Source organism: Wolbachia endosymbiont (group A) of Phasia obesa (assembly GCF_964028125.1).
Lineage (GTDB): Bacteria > Pseudomonadota > Alphaproteobacteria > Rickettsiales > Anaplasmataceae > Wolbachia > Wolbachia pipientis.
Map to the genome: position 1 here is coordinate 302,389 of NZ_OZ034764.1, position 17,571 is coordinate 319,959.

The 17,571-nt window shown below is 36.3% G+C and carries 13 protein-coding genes and 3 pseudogenes; 9 read left to right on the plus strand and 7 right to left on the minus strand.

Translation table 11 applies throughout. From position 1 onward, the window contains the following. Positions 1 to 89: 89 nt before the first annotated feature. From ABWU29_RS01570 to ABWU29_RS01580, 3 genes are all read right to left on the minus strand, one after another. Positions 90 to 725: a transposase gene (locus ABWU29_RS01570; protein WP_264953956.1), complete on the minus strand. Its 636-nt coding sequence runs from the start codon at positions 723 to 725 to the stop codon at positions 90 to 92. Next, positions 709 to 1,038 (minus strand): transposase, encoded by a 330-nt coding sequence (locus tag ABWU29_RS01575; protein ID WP_141456678.1) that lies wholly within the window; start codon positions 1,036 to 1,038, stop codon positions 709 to 711. The genes ABWU29_RS01570 and ABWU29_RS01575 overlap by 17 nt, the downstream gene beginning before the upstream one ends. Positions 1,039 to 1,290: 252 nt before the next feature. Then, positions 1,291 to 3,213: a hypothetical protein gene (locus ABWU29_RS01580; protein WP_319606912.1), complete on the minus strand. Its 1,923-nt coding sequence runs from the start codon at positions 3,211 to 3,213 to the stop codon at positions 1,291 to 1,293. 155 nt (positions 3,214 to 3,368) lie between these two features. On the opposite strand from ABWU29_RS01580, the gene ABWU29_RS01585 reads away from it, so the two are divergent. From ABWU29_RS01585 to terL, 6 genes and pseudogenes are all read left to right on the plus strand, one after another. Further along, the gene (locus ABWU29_RS01585; RefSeq protein ID WP_006279848.1) at positions 3,369 to 3,584 is read left to right on the plus strand and encodes a hypothetical protein; all 216 of its coding nucleotides are present in this window, start codon (positions 3,369 to 3,371) and stop codon (positions 3,582 to 3,584) included. 82 nt (positions 3,585 to 3,666) lie between these two features. Continuing rightward, a complete protein-coding gene (gene hflK, locus ABWU29_RS01590; RefSeq protein WP_006279849.1) occupies positions 3,667 to 4,701 on the plus strand; it encodes an FtsH protease activity modulator HflK in 1,035 nt (344 codons plus the stop codon). Between the two features lie 2 nt (positions 4,702 to 4,703). Continuing rightward, positions 4,704 to 5,576 (plus strand): protease modulator HflC, encoded by an 873-nt coding sequence (gene hflC, locus ABWU29_RS01595; RefSeq protein ID WP_015589224.1) that lies wholly within the window; start codon positions 4,704 to 4,706, stop codon positions 5,574 to 5,576. A gap of 3 nt (positions 5,577 to 5,579) precedes the next feature. Next, positions 5,580 to 7,073, plus strand: a complete 1,494-nt coding sequence (locus ABWU29_RS01600; protein WP_264723534.1) for a DegQ family serine endoprotease — start codon at positions 5,580 to 5,582, stop codon at positions 7,071 to 7,073. 117 nt (positions 7,074 to 7,190) lie between these two features. Next, a pseudogene (locus ABWU29_RS01605) lies at positions 7,191 to 7,295 on the plus strand (WPE palindromic element domain-containing protein); the annotation flags it as partial. 77 nt (positions 7,296 to 7,372) lie between these two features. After that, a pseudogene (gene terL, locus ABWU29_RS01610) lies at positions 7,373 to 8,783 on the plus strand (phage terminase large subunit). Between the two features lie 4 nt (positions 8,784 to 8,787). Here terL and ABWU29_RS01615 read toward each other — a convergent pair. From ABWU29_RS01615 to ABWU29_RS01630, 4 genes and pseudogenes are all read right to left on the minus strand, one after another. Further along, positions 8,788 to 9,960 (minus strand): hypothetical protein, encoded by a 1,173-nt coding sequence (locus tag ABWU29_RS01615; protein WP_353280076.1) that lies wholly within the window; start codon positions 9,958 to 9,960, stop codon positions 8,788 to 8,790. Continuing rightward, entirely contained in the window at positions 9,950 to 10,468 is a 519-nt protein-coding gene (locus tag ABWU29_RS01620) for a hypothetical protein (RefSeq protein ID WP_353280078.1), read from the minus strand. The genes ABWU29_RS01615 and ABWU29_RS01620 overlap by 11 nt, the downstream gene beginning before the upstream one ends. A gap of 175 nt (positions 10,469 to 10,643) precedes the next feature. Further along, the gene (locus ABWU29_RS01625; protein WP_015589227.1) at positions 10,644 to 10,871 is read right to left on the minus strand and encodes a hypothetical protein; all 228 of its coding nucleotides are present in this window, start codon (positions 10,869 to 10,871) and stop codon (positions 10,644 to 10,646) included. A 93-nt stretch (positions 10,872 to 10,964) separates the two neighbouring features. Continuing rightward, positions 10,965 to 12,316 (minus strand): annotated as a pseudogene (locus ABWU29_RS01630) (hypothetical protein). Between the two features lie 747 nt (positions 12,317 to 13,063). Between ABWU29_RS01630 and ABWU29_RS01640 the strand changes: the two are divergent. From ABWU29_RS01640 to ABWU29_RS01650, 3 genes are all read left to right on the plus strand, one after another. Beyond that, the gene (locus tag ABWU29_RS01640) at positions 13,064 to 14,014 is read left to right on the plus strand and encodes a hypothetical protein (RefSeq protein ID WP_353280084.1); all 951 of its coding nucleotides are present in this window, start codon (positions 13,064 to 13,066) and stop codon (positions 14,012 to 14,014) included. A gap of 93 nt (positions 14,015 to 14,107) precedes the next feature. Beyond that, positions 14,108 to 14,335, plus strand: coding sequence for a hypothetical protein (locus ABWU29_RS01645; RefSeq protein WP_015589227.1), 228 nt, complete (start codon positions 14,108 to 14,110; stop codon positions 14,333 to 14,335). A 21-nt stretch (positions 14,336 to 14,356) separates the two neighbouring features. Continuing rightward, positions 14,357 to 17,440 (plus strand): hypothetical protein, encoded by a 3,084-nt coding sequence (locus tag ABWU29_RS01650; protein ID WP_264378139.1) that lies wholly within the window; start codon positions 14,357 to 14,359, stop codon positions 17,438 to 17,440. Positions 17,441 to 17,571: the final 131 nt, after the last annotated feature.

Below are 17,571 nucleotides of genomic sequence, written 5' to 3' on the forward strand. Positions count from 1 at the left end.
TCCAGTGCTCTCTTCTTGTCATCCCAGTGCCCAGACACTGGGATGGCTTTGTTGCATCACACTTTATGAGATGGTGATTTATGGTAAATTCATGTAACTATCTCAAATTTAGCCATACCAATATCAGTGAATTTATTAAGCAAATAGCATTTGATTAGCAGTTCTTTTTCTCGATTTATCTCAGATTTATTCCTAAAACTAAATCCGAATATTTGCTTTAATCTTGAGAAAAACCCTTCAATATAAGATCTTTTCCCATAATTTACTTCTTTTTTCCATTCTTTCATGCCATCTTCACCGTATAATTTTATTAACCTAATAGCAGCATTCCTGTCAGACATATAATCTATTTCTGGATGTTCTGCCGCATTGTTTATTGGTGGAATTTTTGTCTTTATATCATATTCGTTACACAACTTATAAAACTTGTGCCTATCACATGCTCTATCTGCATATAGTGCTTTTATGGCATGCTGAAAATCAACTTCTTTTAGCAAATCACAAGCTCCATAGTGATCAGAGTAGACACCGTTACTGTATTTTACAGCTATGGCTTTTTTGTTGTTTATATTCAACATTACGTGCAATTTTCTCGTTTGCTCATAGCCACGATATTTTCTGTTAGTGCTATTTTCCTTGCTGTGACCAGGAGTGTTGTTGTATATACTAATTCCTGTACTGTCTATAGCAATTTCGATATCTTCCATATTATTTTCTGCAATCATTTATCTTAATATTAAGTTTCTTAAACCTTCTTGATGCTTGTGAATAGCTGATAACTGCCAAATCTCTTCCTATTTGTTGCAAATACCCTTTTATAAACCCGACTGTTTGTCTTAAACCAATTCTAAAGAAACTGACGATTATATGCACCAAAATCACAACTTTATCACTATAAATATAGTTGCCGCCCTGCATTTTTGGACAATTCTCGTACCAATTTTCTATGGCGTCATTGATATAACAAAAAATGCTTCCTCTTTCTTGGAGAAATTTGTTATATTCATGGCAGTTACTGACTCTCATTTTTTGTGGCATATTTTTTCTTCAACAGTTAAATGGCTATTTATAATGAATTTTGTCAGTAACTGCCAGTTCTTTTCACTTGAGCGATGCAACAAAGCCATCCAAGTGTCAGCTACTCGGATGACACCTTTCCTAGCAGAGAAATCACAATGTTCATACGGTTGTACGCATACCGCTGGGATCTAGGATTTTTCTATAATTTAAAAACAAAAAAGGATGTTACTCATTGAGTAACATCCTTTTGGAGAAGGTGGATAGCTTTGTTTAGTTCGTTTTCACAGCTGTTTGTGCAGCTTGCTGTTGAACGTCAGTGTCAACAGCTACTTTCGTAGAAGGCTGTCCCACCAGTTTGTCCAGATGACCTGTCTTTCTTAAGTCAGCTTGGGTTTTTGCCTTGCCATTTTCAGTAAACATTGTATGTGTTGGAGAAGAAGTTGGTGAATTGAATCCACTATCAGAACCATTACGATTACTAAAAGAATTGTGTAATGTAGATTCAGTTTTAGCACTTAAACTAAATTCTTTTAAGTTTTTCTCCATTGCTGCCCCAACTTCATCTTTACTGAAAGATTGTTCCAATCTTTCTAATGAGCTTGTTGGTGTAGAAGGACCAGATGAACCTCTTGCACTATCAAAAGAATTACTGCGAGTTAGAGTTCCTTTATTCGAATTACCAAGATATTGGTTTACTTTAGGATCACTGAGAACATCTTCACTGAAAGAACTTTGTCCATTTAAGTTAGTCAATGAGGCGCTTCTAGTTGGTACTTCTGGAGTTCCTACCCTAGTAAGGTTGCTAGTACTATTACGTCGTGCAACTCCTGGTCTTCCTCCTATTGTTGCAGTTTTATTAGTATTCTCAATTGGAGTAGGAGTATCAACGTAAAAAGTGCTATTTCCTATTTTTCTAGGCAACGTGTCTGATTCAGAAAGAACTTGATATTTAACTTCAGAAGTTTTTTCTGACTTTTTGCCACTTTTGAAAGGTGATGAAACCCTATCCCAAAGTGAAGAAGGTGCTTTTACTTCTTTATGCTCCGCAGGATTTAACAATTCCGCTTCGCTGCTAACAGTACTGTCAGTCTTTACAGAATTTAGTGAATTGCTTTTTGACAAGCTGTTAGATTGTTCAGAGCCTTTTCTTCCCAGTGAAGAGAATGATGATGACACAGACCTAGTTAAACTTTTGACAGAAGGCCTGTTAGCTTTTTTCTCTGCTCTGTCAAACATATTGCTTACGCTTGAGTACAAATGATTTTCTCTACATTCTTTAATAACCTTCTTAATTTCATCGTAATGTTCAGAGAAAACACTGTCGATGAAATAACTACCTTTAGGTAATGACCTTTGTGTTAACAAGTTATGCAAGCTTTTTTCATTTAAATTATTAATGAATTCTTTCTGTACTTGCCATCCAGAAGTATGTTCAATCTCCCCTGATTTTGCCTTCTCTGCCATTTTTAAATCAATTTCTGACGATATTCCAGAAAGTACATTTTTCACTAACCCAGAATTATTTCCTTTATCAGCAAAAATTGCTTTCATATCATTTCTTATTTCGTCAGATTTCTTAATTGCATCTGGAGTAAACCTTTTTACCTTATCTAAATAGTCCGTCTCACCAGATGCCTTATGGAATTTATTTGCCACTCCTTCGCCTACAAAACTAGCGCCTTTTTTCAGTGAATCTACTGAATGTTCATAACCTTCTTTCACCTTATCTTTAACATGCACAGCACCATCTCTAACTTTTCCGGCAGCGTATGTTGATGCGTCCTTAACTTTCCCAGCAGTATATTTTGCCCCATCAACTGTTTTTTCTGCTGACCACTTGAGCCCTTTATATCCAGATTGAACTGTTTTTACAGCGACTTTTACAGCGAAATATAAAGCAAGACCAACTATAGCACCTGGTATAGCAAGTGTTGCACCAACTGCCAAAAGTGGTAGTACTGCCGTAAATAATCCACTTGCTGCACTTACTACAAGAATCTTATCTCCTTGTTTCATCTTAGAGAATTCTGTATCCCCTTTTAACAGGTCAGTAATTCTTTCTTTTAGCTTCTTGGGATCATTAGCAATATCTGAATTTGGTAGATTTTGCATCGTTTTATTCAAATCAAAACTATCTTCTGGTTGGTTTTGTTGAGTTCCAACAGAATTTGAATTTTTTTCATTATGTAACATTTTAAACCTCACTATTAATTAAATATATTATAATTGTATTCCTTGATTCTTAAGTTAGTGTTAAATTGATTGCCAGTATTTATTTGTCTTCAAATAATTTCGCTTGACGTGTTTTGTGGTAACATAGAAAATTAGGTCAAGAAGCTGCAGCATTTATGAAGTATAGAAAAAGAACACTCATCTTTTTGGCTGTTATAACTTTAATAATAATAGCTTTACTATTTAGGTATAATTCCCATTTTCACAAAGACGTAGTGCACTTAAAGAGTGACAACAAAGAATTCAAAAAAAAGCCAGAAAATTCCATAGAGTCGACCATATTACATAGAGAAAAGGAAGTGTACGATCATGTTTTCCATCCTGATGATTAATTTGTAAATAAAATAGCAATTTATGTTTGCATTTTCTTATTAAAGAAGTAATATTAGCGTATTAATTATAGAATCAATCATTATGTTTGATGATAATAATCCTTGGAATCTGGGAAAGAAACCGGTAGGGAACAAAACTCCTAATAATGAAGATATTTTAAGTAAAGCTGTATCTGATATAAGGTTCTTTCTTAATGGATTAACCAGAAACAGGGGCAAAAAACCTTATTTCATCATTTTCATTATTTTGCTGTTCTATGCTTGCACTGGCTTTTATATTGTCCATCCTAGTGAAGAAAGTATAGAACTTACCTTTGGTAAATATTCTAATACGGAAACACCTGGTTTGCGTTATCACTTCCCCTACCCTATTGGCAAGGTTTTTAAAGTGAACGTTAAGGAAGTAAATCGTGAAGAAATTGGGGTAAGTAGTTCTTATGGGCGAGATACAGATCGCGGTGAAGGCGTGATGCTAACTGGAGATGAAAATATAGTCAACGTTAACTTCGAGGTTCAATGGCGCGTTAGAGATGCTAAGGACTATTTATTCAAAGTGCGGGATTACAAACCCGGTTTCAGTGTTAAAAATGCTGCTGAAAGTGCCATGAGAGAAATAATAGGTAAAAACACGATCTCTTTTGCACTTGGTCAAGGCAGACCAGAAATTTCTAGAGATACTAGAATTCTATTGCAGCAGATTCTTGATGGATACCAAATGGGTATAGAGATTTTATCTGTTCAAATGAAAAAAATTGATCCACCAGAAAAAGTAATCAGTTCGTTTAGAGATGTACAAAGTGCTCGTGCAGACAAAGAGCGTACTATAAACGAAGCATATGCTTATAATAATGATATTATACCTCGAGCAAAGGGTGAAGCGATAAAGATAAAATTAGATGCACAAGCATATGAAAATGAAGTAATAAATGAAGCAAAAGGTAATGCAAATCGCTTTTTATCTCTTTATGAGGAATATAGACAGAATCCTTCTCTCGTTAAGAATCGTATTTATCTTGAAACTATGGAAAATATTTTCAGTAAGGTAGACAAAGTTGTTGTAACTGATGATCTGAAAGGTATGTTTTCTTATTTACCTCTTACAAATTTAGGAAAATAACCATGAGTAGTAATATTAAAATTGTTTTTGTTTCTGTATTTGTTGTTTTATTGATTGCTTTATCTAATTCAATATTTGTTGTGCAAGAAACAAAGCAAGCAATAGTTATACAACTGGGTAAAGTTGTAAGGGATGTTAGGGAAAGTGGCTTATATTTTAAGTTGCCATTCATAAATAGTGTAGAGTTTCTTGATAAAAGAGTTTTAGATTTAAGTCCTGACAAAACTCCAAGAGAAGTGATAACTGCAGATCAAAAACGTATTATAGTAGATGCGTATGCAAAATATAAAATAACGAATCCTATTACTTTTTACCAGGCTGTGAGGAATGAATCAGGTCTGGTTAGAAGATTATATCCGGTTATAGAAGCTCACATAAGAGAAAATATAGGCAGATTTTCGTTGATTAGCTTGTTGAATGAAAAAAGATCAGAGGTTATGCAATTGATTCAGCGTGGAGTTTATTCTGAAGCTGAAAAATTTGGCATAGAAATAATAGATGTAAGAATTAAGAGAGCAGATTTACCAGAAGAAAATAGTTCTGCAATATTTCGCCGTATGCAAACTGAAAGGGAAAAAGAAGCAAAAGAAATTAGAGCAGAAGGAGAGCAAGCTGGGCAGGAAGTTAGATCAAAAGCTGATAAATTAAAAAGGGAAATTATCTCCAGTGCAGTAAAAGAATCGTACGAAATAAGGGGCCGTGGTTATGCTGAAGCAACTAGAATTTATAATGAGGCATTTAAGGTTGATGAAGAGTTCTTTAACTTTTATCGCTCTATGAGCGCTTACAGTAAATCATTTGCCGAAAATAATACTAAATTTGTACTTTCACCAAACAATAACTTTTTAGATATTTTAAATAAAGGATGGAAATAATTTATGAAAAGTAAGGCATTTATTTTATCTATATTTGCATATTTTCTAATTGCGTTTTCTTCGTATGCTAATATGTTTGATTGGAATGCAAAAAAGGTCGTTGATGCTAGCACTACTGCATGCAACTGTAATCAAGGACTTGCCGATTTAGTGGAAGAACTCATTCCTGCGGTTGTAAATATTTCAAGCGAACAAATCATCAAACAAGAAAATAACAGCAGAACTAGAGTTCCATCTATGCCGGGAAATAATTTTTTTGATGATTTTAGAGAGTTTTTTGAGCATTTTGATCAGTTTTTTATGGATAGGGGCCCTAGTGTTAACAAAGAGGTGGTGTTGCTTGGTTCTGGGTTTATTATAGATAAAGGTGGAACTATAGTAACCAATTATCACGTTATTAAAAACGCCAAAGATATCACAGTTACTATGAACGATAATACTTATTTCAAAGCAGAAGTTTTAGGCTATGATGCAAGAACTGATCTTGCTGTGCTTAAGATTAATTCTGATAAAGATCTTTCTTCTGTTGCATTTGGTGATTCTGATAAAGCAAGGGTTGGTGATACGGTTATGGCAATAGGTAACCCATTTGGTTTGGGTGGCTCTGTAAGCACAGGAATTATATCTGCAAGGTCCAGGGACATTAGTATTGACACTATGAATGAATTTATTCAAACTGATGCTGCAATTAATAGGGGTAACTCTGGAGGACCGTTATTTGATTTAAATGGAAAAGTTATAGGTATTAATACTGCTATCTATTCTCCATCTGAGTCTGGCGGCAATGTGGGTATAGGTTTTGCCATACCATCTAATTTAGCTATGTCAATTATTGACACATTAAAAAGTGGCAAAAAAATAAAACATGGTTGGCTTGGTGTGCAAGTTCAGCCTATAACGAAAGAATTTGCTGAGTCCTTGGGTTTAAAAGATATAAAAGGCGCATTGGTTGCAAGTATAGTAAAGGATAGTCCTGCAGAAAAAGGTGGGATTAAAGTAGGTGATATATTATTAGAATTTGACGGTAAAAAAATCGATAGAATGACACAATTACCTCAAATGGTTTCAAGAGCTGGACCTGAGAAAAAAGTGCAAGTTAAGTTACTTAGAAAGAGCAAAGAGGTTAATATTAAAGTTGTGATCGGAGAATCTACAAATGATGGCCAAGATAACAATCAAGAAGAAAATAAATCAACATCTGATTATGTAACCGGTTTAACTGTTTCAAATCTGCCAAAAGAATCAAAAGAAAGTAAAAATAATGTACCTACAAAAGGTGTGATAGTTACCAATGTAGATAGTAACAGTAATGCCACGTTGCGTGGTATTAAAAAAGGAGACATTATTATCCAATTAGATGGAACCGATATAGAAAATACTAATGATTTTCAAAAACAAGTTGATTCAGCAGTAAAGAAAAACGGTAAAGATTCAATAATGTTGCTCATTTACCGCAATGGAAATCAATTTTTCGCTTCAATAAAGTTAAAGAAGTAATTTTATTCACTAAATTTACAAAACAGTAGTGTTGTAAGCTCGCTACTGTAACACTTCAATCTTATAAAATAAATTAAAATCTACACTAGATTTCTTGCATAACCATATAAAAAACCAAAGGATGTCATCCCAGTGCCCAGACACTGGAAACTTCACTGTAATGAGCACATTGAGCAGCTGTATAATAAAAACTGGATTCCAGTGTCAGCTACTTGCATGACGCCGTCATAAAGGAACCAGTGTCGGCTACTTGGATGACACCATAGGGGTTACTTGGGTGATACTATAGGAGGTCTAACATGAACTTTCTAAAATTCATTGAACTGTGCTTTCAAACAGTGGTGCCGGGATGTGAGTATAATGATTATCAGTACATAAAAGTCATAGCAGACAGGCTGGAAGCAGCGAATGCTGGCGAAGTAAGGCGCATAATATTCAATATGCCTCCGCGTTCAATGAAGTCCATATGTATGAGTGTTGCGTGGCCCGCATGGATACTGGGCAACTGCAAGAATAATAGTTGCAAGTTATTCTAAGTTGCTTAGTGAAAAACATTCGCTCGATACCAGGTGCATAATGCAATCTGATTGGTATAAAAAGCTATTTCCAGAGGTAGAACTATCCAAAGACCAGAACACTAAATACAAATTCCAAACAGTACAGAGAGGATACAGAATCGCAACATCAGTTGGAGGAACATTAACCGGTGAAGGTGGTGACTTTATTATTGTGAATGATCCGCTTAACCCTGCTCAAGCTTTGAGTGAAACATTTAGAAAACGTGCCACAAACTGGTTCGATCAGACTTTAGTAACGAGACTCAACGATAGAAAAAAAGGAGTAATTGTGCTTGTGATGCATAGGCTCCACCTGGAAGACTTAACAGGGCACCTCTTATCCAAGCCAAAAAACATATGGCATCACATTTGTTTGCCAATGATTTCTGAAAAAGTGGAGATAATCGACTCAATTATAACACAAGAAAAAGGTTTATATTCAAGAGAAGAGAATGAGTTATTATATCCCCTGGAGGGAGGAAGAGAAGAAGTTGAGATGATAAAAGTTGAACTCGGGAGTTACGCTTTTGCTGCTCAATATCAACAAAACCCCCTGCCGCTTTCAAGTGGTATAATAAAACAAGAGTGGCTAAAGCGCTATAAAAATTTCCCTGATAATCTCTCACATGTAACTCAAAGCTGGGACACTGCAGTTTCAACAAACGATTCCAGCGACTTTAGCGTCTGCACCACCTGGGCAAAAATAGATAATAAATTCTATTTACTTGATGTATATCGAGCAAAGCTTGAGTACCCAAAGCTTAAAGAGCAAGTTCTGTCACTAGCTGCAAGATGGGCACCACACGCAATTTTGATCGAAGCAAAAACGAGTAGTCAACAATTAACACAAGAGCTAAAAGCAAATAGCGATCTACCGATTATTGAAATTGTGCCACACAATGACAAACTCACTCGATTTTATCAAATTGTTCCGGTGATAGAGTCTGGCAGGGTTTTTCTGCCGCATCAAGCGGTATGGCTCAATGATTTTGAGTACGAAATTTTAATGTTCCCAGAAGCTCGCTACGATGATCAAGTGGATAGTACGGTGCAATATCTGCAATGGATGAGAAAAACTAACACCAGTGCTTTCAGGGTCAGGGATTTTGGTCCCAACCCTAATAAAACACTTGGGTGGTTAAGATATATCTAAAAACCTAAATTTCTTTCCCCAAAGCTTCTGACGTATGCTTTACCTGTTGCGGATGTTTAAGCTCTGAAGAGACACTTCCCTTATGTTGCACATCAGGAGAACCCATAGAACAAAAACCACTATCTCTATCAACTTTTTTAGAACTAGAGTTATCAGATCTATACTCTACAGGTAGTACCTCCCCTTTCCCCGAAATAGTACCTTGTGACGGGCCTGGATTACCATCTAGAGAACTTACAGGAGAAGTCTCTTTTGAGGGTGAATTATTTTCTGCTCTTACTCTATTTGGTAATGAAAGTCGTTTAGAAATAGGTGGCTTTTTACTTACAGAACCCCCAGGAGCACTTACACTTGAAGATATCGAACACACCGAATCACGCCCTTCATCATGTCGCTTAAGGTTTACGTCATGTTGCTTCTTAAAATGTGAAAAGAAAAATTTTTTTATTTTTTGAACACCACCCCCATGTTTCTTCGGAGATTTACTATCTTGTGACTTTGCTTCAGAATACTCATCACTACTTTTTCGATCACTTTCATCAGTAACTTGCTGTTTTTCAGGTTCCTCATTACAAATGTTCTCCGTATCTTTTAGAGAATCTTCAGAATTTAAGAATGTTGAACTATCCCATGCTCTAAAAGAAGGAATCGATGATGATCTTTTCTGATCCTGAATATTAGCCTCTGTTAGCGTACCTTCACCACAACTTCGCTTGGGAAACTCCTGTGTCGGTGATGCTTCAGCTAATAGCGTTCGAGGAAGCCCAGGATCAATCTCTATTTGACCATCTTTATTGATTACAGAGTTTTCTATAATTACAGGAATTAAAAGAGCAATCTGTCTATTGGAAAAAGCATATACACCACCAAATCTACCTGATCGTGTGGTTTCAGTTTGACCTTTAATATCAGTCAAAAGATCATAACCAAATTGAGCATTAATCTTATTTGCCTCACCACGATTTAGGTACCTTGAAATATTACCCTCTTTGATTGTAGGTATAAAAGCAAAGCGATCTCCATTACTTATCTTGTCTTTATCGATAAACTCATCATAGTAATACCTGTGGATTGATATTTCAGTTAAGCGAAAGATTAGCTCGCCTATAGCATCCTTGTAGTGTTTAGCTTTCACTTTTAAATTATCACTGTGCTGAAGGTAAAAATTATACCCCACCTCTTTTTTTAGAAGCTTCTGTTATATTTCTAATGAAACCAATATTTTCAACATCTTTAACATATACCTTATTGCCATCAATATGATAGAAATCTGAATAACTACAACCATGCTCCTCCATTTGTGCTTGAAGTGCCATCACAAAATACGTTTGCAGATTTGGGCCATTAAACAACAGACATTTTATATAACTAGATGACGGATCCATTTTTGCCTGCTTTATACTTGCGTTTAAAGTCTCTTCAATGCGTTTTTTACCAAGATGATGTTTTTCATCAATTTTCTTAATCACTCGGTCTTCGACATCATTTTCAAATTCCTCAGCAAAGTGCACCTTGAGATTAAAAATTACTCTAGAGTCTATAGGAACTGTGAGCTTAGTTATTCTTGTTTTCTTGTCATACTTTAACCATTTCTTATCAAAGTGAAATGGAAAAGATTCAAGATCAAAAACGTGACAAGCTACAAACTCATCAGAATAATATTCTCTTACTAAGTCTCTTGCCATCTGTGATAAGTACCTCTTTGCAGAGCGCCGACCACAATTAAACTTAACGACGATATTATCGCCCTCCACAACAAAATTAGTGTTGACTTTAGAGCCGTAATTACTAACGTTAAATGCATTAACCAGCTCCTTAACAAAATCTAAAACTAGTCATAACTCCTCCCCTATCAAAATATTACTTTTCTTTATTTTTACTCCCAGCCTTATCAGCTTTAGTACCACTCATCCTCGTATAAGGATACTTACCACAATCATCAAACCTACTACGACCCTCGTGCATGTCTGGTCCACCACCTTCTCTAGGATTAGCTTTTAGCCAGGCAGCAGAATCATACCCACCAGAGCCTACCTTAAAACGAGGATCTCCTTGTGAACTAGAGCTCGCTTGTTGTTTTTTATCCATAATACCCTCCGTTAATAAAAATATTATGTAATCTATATATTATAAATAAATCATAAGTGCAACAACTTTTTTGCATTTTCATAAATTTTTTTTTCATTTCCCTTTATAACCTCCTTTAGGCTGAACATTTATAGAATTAAGTTCTGATTCTGGTGAAATTTGATCCTGCTCAGCAAGTAATTCACCGCAAATTTTATCTATATCAATTGTTTCTTTGCCAGTATTACTACTCTTTTGTCCACCAATTGACCCTACTGTTTCTTTGCTAGCATTACCACTATTTCTCATATTTTGCTCACCAGTTGACCCTACTGTTGGTGTCTGCCCGCTAATATTCATGCTTTTCTTTTCTGATTTTTCACTAGACCGCCCTGTCTTTTCAACAAATATTGGCCCCTTCTCCGCAGGTTTCTGTGGACACACCTCTTTCTTCTGTTCCTCCGGCTTCGCTTTTTTCTCTTCTTTGTCCACTTTTTGTTTTTGTGAATTTTCATGAGATTTTCTTTCAAGCTCAGTAAGACGCAATAGATGTTTCAAAGGATCTGACACAATTTCAAGTTCTGGTTTGCTCAGAACAACCGGCCTTACAAATCCTGGTGAAATTTCAAAAAGGAAAACTGGCACTTTAGGTTTTTCTCTTTCATCCACTTTCATTTCTACGTTTTCGCAAACTTCTTTATTTTCTTCCTTTAATGATGTTTTTTCTGCTTTTTTATCTTCTTTTTCTGTAGATGCCTCTACCGCAGCCGCCAACTCAACTCCAAACATCTCTGCGAACATTGTAACAATCCATCCGACAACAGCCATTTGTAACCTGAGTTTCAGATCTTGCAATGCAGTTAATCTTTCTAACGCCCTTGCAAACTCTTCTTCTGATAACTCACCACTGCCTAATTTCTCCTGCAATTCTTTTATCTCTTTGTCCAACCTCTGATTGAAACTTAAATCGCGTGCAAAAATCTTCTTAGAATGTAAACTCCTTAAGCTTATCACGCAAAAACTTCATTATCGCAGCAATCAGGTTTTTTTCTTTCTTCTCCTTGAGCATTTGGTAGATTTTCGGATCATCTACATCTACTTCAAAAAGGGTAAAGAGAGATTCAAAGAAATTCCAGAAATCTCCGAGTACTCTTCCTTTTTCACCAGTGAAGTAATCCTCATCATCACCTTGCCCGATATGTAGCTCTGCTTGAGATGATATTTCATCGATACAACTAGAAGCCTGACGCTCACACTCGAGCCTCCTGAGCAAATCTTGTCTGGTGAGCTCCTCTATGGCTGCTTTTAGTTCATTTAGCTTCTGCTCTGCAGAGAAATCTTGCTCCCTGATTTTTCCTTGGAAGATCGAGCTACCCGTTTCCGTTATTATCTGAAAAATTTTCCATTATTTTTGCCTCCTCAATAAAATTACTGCCTTTGTTGTTACCTGAAAAGCTTTCCACCATTTTTACTTCCTTCATAAAACTTAATTCTACAGTACTAAATATTTAAGAACTATTAATGTAAAGATGTCAATAAAATTATTTACATTTTTACACTATATATATATTATATCATGTGCTATTTAACCTTTCAATAATATTTTTTATTTTTACTGCTTCTTCAAACTCTAGCATGCACTTTTCTTAAATTATCCTTATTAATATTTGCTTTTGCCTCTATCCCACTTTTTCTTGTAAAGTATTTGATATAGATTTTATTATACTCTTTGGCATAACATTTGCAACATACTTTATCTATAAATGGAAATTATTATACTTGCAGCTAGACACAATTTGAAATAATTTACACTATAAAGTTAAGGAACGAGATCCCAGTGTCACGCACTGGGATGACAGCAGTCCTACGTCATACCGCGATTCATTCGCGGTATAGATTCCGCTAACAAGTAGCGGAATGACGAATTTTTGTTTTTCAAATTATCGTAAGTCACTTTAGCTATATCAGACAATAGAGGCAGTGCGTAGAGGAGCTCACCAGACAAGATTTGCTCAGGAGGCTCGAGTTGTGAGCGTCAGGCTTCTAGTTGTATCGATGAAATATCATCTCAAGCAGAGCTACATATCGGGCAAGGTGATGATGAGGATTACTTCACTGGTGAAAAAGGAAGAGTACTCGGAGATTTCTGGAATTTCTTTGAATCTCTCTTTACCCTTTTTGAAGTAGATGTAGATGATCCGAAAATCTACCAAATGCTCAAGGAGAAGAAAGAAAAAAACCTGATTGCTGCGATAATGAAGTTTTTGCGTGATAAGCTTAAGGAGTTAATCAAGAAGATTTTTGCACGCGATTTAAGTTTCAATCAGAGGTTGGACAAAGAGATAAAAGAATTGCAGGAGAAATTAGGCAGTGGTGAGTTATCAGAAGAAGAGTTTGCAAGGGCGTTAGAAAGATTAACTGCATTGCAAGATCTGAAACTCAGGTTACAAATGGCTGTTGTCGGATGGATTGTTACAATGTTCGCAGAGATGTTTGGAGTTGAGTTGGCGGCTGCGGTAGAGGCATCTACAGAAAAAGAAGATAAAAAAGCAGAAAAAACATCATTAAAGGAAGAAAATAAAGAAGTTTGCGAAAACGTAGAAATGAAAGTGGATGAAAGAGAAAAACCTAAAGTGCCAGTTTTCCTTTTTGAAATTTCACCAGGATTTGTAAGGCCGGTTGTTCTGAGCAAACCAGAACTTGAAATTGTGTCAGATCCTTTGAAACATCTATTGCGTCTTACTGAGCTTGAAAGAAAATCTCATGAAAATTCACAAAAACAAAAAGTGGACAAAGAAGAGAAAAAAGCGAAGCCGGAGGAACAGAAGAAAGAGGTGTGTCCACAGAAACCTGCGGAGAAGGGGCCAATATTTGTTGAAAAGACAGGGCGGTCTAGTGAAAAATCAGAAAAGAAAAGCATGAATATTAGCGGGCAGACACCAACAGTAGGGTCAACTGGTGAGCAAAATATGAGAAATAGTGGTAATGCTAGCAAAGAAACAGTAGGGTCAATTGGTGGACAAAAGAGTAGTAATACTGGCAAAGAAACAATTGATATAGATAAAATTTGCGGTGAATTACTTGCTGAGCAGGATCAAATTTCACCAGAATCAGAACTTAATTCTATAAATGTTCAGCCTAAAGGAGGTTATAAAGGGAAATGAAAAAAAAATTTATGAAAATGCAAAAAAGTTGTTGCACTTATGATTTATTTATAATATATAGATTACATAATATTTTTATTAACGGAGGGTATTATGGATAAAAAACAACAAGCGAGCTCTAGTTCACAAGGAGATCCTCGTTTTAAGGTAGGCTCTGGTGGGTATGATTCTGCTGCCTGGCTAAAAGCTAATCCTAGAGAAGGTGGTGGACCAGACATGCACGAGGGTCGTAGTAGGTTTGATGATTGTGGTAAGTATCCTTATACGAGGATGAGTGGTACTAAAGCTGATAAGGCTGGGAGTAAAAATAAAGAAAAGTAATATTTTGATAGGGGAGGAGTTATGACTAGTTTAGATTTTGTTAAGGAGCTGGTTAATGCATTTAACGTTAGTAATTACGGCTCTAAAGTCAACACTAATTTTGTTGTGGAGGGCGATAATATCGTCGTTAAGTTTAATTGTGGTCGGCGCTCTGCAAAGAGGTACTTATCACAGATGGCAAGAGACTTAGTAAGAGAATATTATTCTGATGAGTTTGTAGCTTGTCACGTTTTTGATCTTGAATCTTTTCCATTTCACTTTGATAAGAAATGGTTAAAGTATGACAAGAAAACAAGAATAACTAAGCTCACAGTTCCTATAGACTCTAGAGTAATTTTTAATCTCAAGGTGCACTTTGCTGAGGAATTTGAAAATGATGTCGAAGACCGAGTGATTAAGAAAATTGATGAAAAACATCATCTTGGTAAAAAACGCATTGAAGAGACTTTAAACGCAAGTATAAAGCAGGCAAAAATGGATCCGTCATCTAGTTATATAAAATGTCTGTTGTTTAATGGCCCAAATCTGCAAACGTATTTTGTGATGGCACTTCAAGCACAAATGGAGGAGCATGGTTGTAGTTATTCAGATTTCTATCATATTGATGGCAATAAGGTATATGTTAAAGATGTTGAAAATATTGGTTTCATTAGAAATATAACAGAAGCTTCTAAAAAAGAGGTGGGGTATAATTTTTACCTTCAGCACAGTGATAATTTAAAAGTGAAAGCTAAACACTACAAGGATGCTATAGGCGAGCTAATCTTTCGCTTAACTGAAATATCAATCCACAGGTATTACTATGATGAGTTTATCGATAAAGACAAGATAAGTAATGGAGATCGCTTTGCTTTTATACCTACAATCAAAGAGGGTAATATTTCAAGGTACCTAAATCGTGGTGAGGCAAATAAGATTAATGCTCAATTTGGTTATGATCTTTTGACTGATATTAAAGGTCAAACTGAAACCACACGATCAGGTAGATTTGGTGGTGTATATGCTTTTTCCAATAGACAGATTGCTCTTTTAATTCCTGTAATTATAGAAAACTCTGTAATCAATAAAGATGGTCAAATAGAGATTGATCCTGGGCTTCCTCGAACGCTATTAGCTGAAGCATCACCGACACAGGAGTTTCCCAAGCGAAGTTGTGGTGAAGGGTTAGAGAAGCATCCCAGGCAAGGATCAGAAAGAGAGAAAGAAACAGAGCCTTTTCGGGGGGTGCTGGGGGAAGAGATAGGTCAGGCTAGTACTTCTTCTCAGCAAACGGACATGCCATCCAGTTCATACGCGTACATAGATAAACGAGATGAAAGTATGCCAGAGGATTCGTACTTTTTGCCATCAACGTTAACTTCTTTTCCACGTGTTATAACTCCTCCAGTTCATTACACAATATCGACGAAACCAATTCTACTTACGACAAAGAATGATCAAAAGTCCTCAAGTCTTGAGTTTTCTGCACGTTCTCCATGTTTGAAAGATGTGAACATTTTGGGTATGAAATCTGAAGAACATGATAAAAGCGAGCAAGGGGCTTGCTCACAGGTGGGTGTGAGAGCATTGGAAGGTGATCAGGCAGATGATGAAAGTATGCTAATAAAGATTCAGGGTCAGCAAGTGAGCTATAGGCCATCATTGACTCCTTTTCCTACAGCATGGAATGATTCAATGTCCTTAAATTCTGTGGCTTCTAATGAGGAACCTGAAAAACAGCAAGTTACTGATGAAAGTGATCTAGAAAGTAACGATGAGTGTTCTAAAGCAAAGCCACAGAGTGAATCTCCGAGTAGCCGGAAAGGGTCAGAAAGTAATTCGTTTTCAGGTAGTAGCACTCCATCAAAGGTACGACAATCTAGTATATTAGAGTCTCTAGAGAACACGTCTTTTGGTGGTATTCCAGAACACTTGCCACAAGATGCCGTAAGCAAGCCAAATGTGCCCGGGGACCGTAGTTCTAAAATTTCTGTAGATAGTGGTTTAGGGTCGCTTGAGCGGCCACAGTCGAATTCTTCTATAACTACTAGTACTGTTCCAGGGATATCTGAATCAAGGAAAGATCTAAATCCTCCCGTAGACAATAAGCGGCCACAGTCACTGCCACTTGCGGATTTTTCTACTTGTGCTAGTAATGAAACAGTAAAAGCTTTTTTGTGTTTTCTAGATTATTTTTCTTCTTCTGAAGGGAAGAAGCAACTACCCTTACTTCTTTCTTCTGAGGCGGGAAAGCAGTTATCCTCGATTTCGGATCCTCGTGAACAGGAAAACCTACTAGACTTTCTTTTTTCTACTGAGGGGAATAAGCAACTATGCTCGCTTTTTTCTTCTGAGAATAAACAACAACTGCATTCACTTTTTTCTCCTAAGGGAAAAGAGCTGCTGTTTTCACCTTCTCCTGAGGGGCAAAAGACGATACCTTTAGTTCTTTCTCCTGAAGGGAAGGAGCGATTACCCTTACTTTTGTCTCCTGAGGGAGAGCGAATATCCAAACCTTTCTCTCCTGAGGCAGGCAATATAATATCCTTACTTATTTATTCTCGTGTAGAACCTAAAAATATGTCACACCGTTCATTTCGTGACAAATTAGCAAAATGGCTTCACCGTAATTCTTCACTCTCAAAAGTGGCTTCTCCTCAAGAAAAACCTCTTACTAATGACGAGAAGAAGGAACTACGCCCATTTCTTTGTCCTAAGCTGCAGAAGAAACTAGATTCCAACTCTCTTGAGGATGCACAGTTAAAATACTTGCTGTATACTCCTGGTGGGAAAGAGAAGCTAAACTTACTCCTTTCTTCTCCTGAGAAGGAGGGAAAGCAACTACACCCAGGTTTACCTTCGGAGGCAGAAAAAGGCTTACTTTTTAAGTTCTTTGATGAACAAGAAATTAGTGGTAACACTTCTACAAATTCTAAAGATAGTGGTTATTCAGGATCGTCTTCACAAAAATCGACTAGTGATACTGGAAGTGATGAAGATGGACTAGAAGCTAGTGGTGGGTCGTCAGTCTCATCGAACTCCAGTACTTCCACTGTTAGAACTAAAATGGATGCTACTAAGATCGAGCAATACTTGCAGGAGAAAAAAGTTAACAGTTGTACCTAATCCACTGCTCTCAGCCACCTAAGTGTTTTATTAGCTGACCCTGAGAGCACTGGTGTTAATTTTTCTCATCCATTGTAAGTATTGCATGGTACTAAATGTTTAAAAAGTATTAATATAAAGATATCAATAAA

What these genes read in the sequence shown, in the direction of transcription:
- ABWU29_RS01575 (WP_141456678.1), bottom strand. Translation starts at nt 1,038, where the DNA reads ATGCCACAAAAAATGAGAGTCAGTAACTGCCATGAATATAACAAATTT.
- hflK (WP_006279849.1), top strand. Translation starts at nt 3,667, where the DNA reads ATGTTTGATGATAATAATCCTTGGAATCTGGGAAAGAAACCGGTAGGG.
- ABWU29_RS01600 (WP_264723534.1), top strand. Translation starts at nt 5,580, where the DNA reads ATGAAAAGTAAGGCATTTATTTTATCTATATTTGCATATTTTCTAATT.
- ABWU29_RS01650 (WP_264378139.1), top strand. Translation starts at nt 14,357, where the DNA reads ATGACTAGTTTAGATTTTGTTAAGGAGCTGGTTAATGCATTTAACGTT.
- ABWU29_RS01640 (WP_353280084.1), top strand. Translation starts at nt 13,064, where the DNA reads ATGCTCAAGGAGAAGAAAGAAAAAAACCTGATTGCTGCGATAATGAAG.
- ABWU29_RS01620 (WP_353280078.1), bottom strand. Translation starts at nt 10,468, where the DNA reads ATGGCAAGAGACTTAGTAAGAGAATATTATTCTGATGAGTTTGTAGCT.
- ABWU29_RS01645 (WP_015589227.1), top strand. Translation starts at nt 14,108, where the DNA reads ATGGATAAAAAACAACAAGCGAGCTCTAGTTCACAAGGAGATCCTCGT.
- ABWU29_RS01625 (WP_015589227.1), bottom strand. Translation starts at nt 10,871, where the DNA reads ATGGATAAAAAACAACAAGCGAGCTCTAGTTCACAAGGAGATCCTCGT.
- ABWU29_RS01580 (WP_319606912.1), bottom strand. Translation starts at nt 3,213, where the DNA reads ATGTTACATAATGAAAAAAATTCAAATTCTGTTGGAACTCAACAAAAC.
- ABWU29_RS01570 (WP_264953956.1), bottom strand. Translation starts at nt 725, where the DNA reads ATGATTGCAGAAAATAATATGGAAGATATCGAAATTGCTATAGACAGT.
- ABWU29_RS01585 (WP_006279848.1), top strand. Translation starts at nt 3,369, where the DNA reads ATGAAGTATAGAAAAAGAACACTCATCTTTTTGGCTGTTATAACTTTA.
- hflC (WP_015589224.1), top strand. Translation starts at nt 4,704, where the DNA reads ATGAGTAGTAATATTAAAATTGTTTTTGTTTCTGTATTTGTTGTTTTA.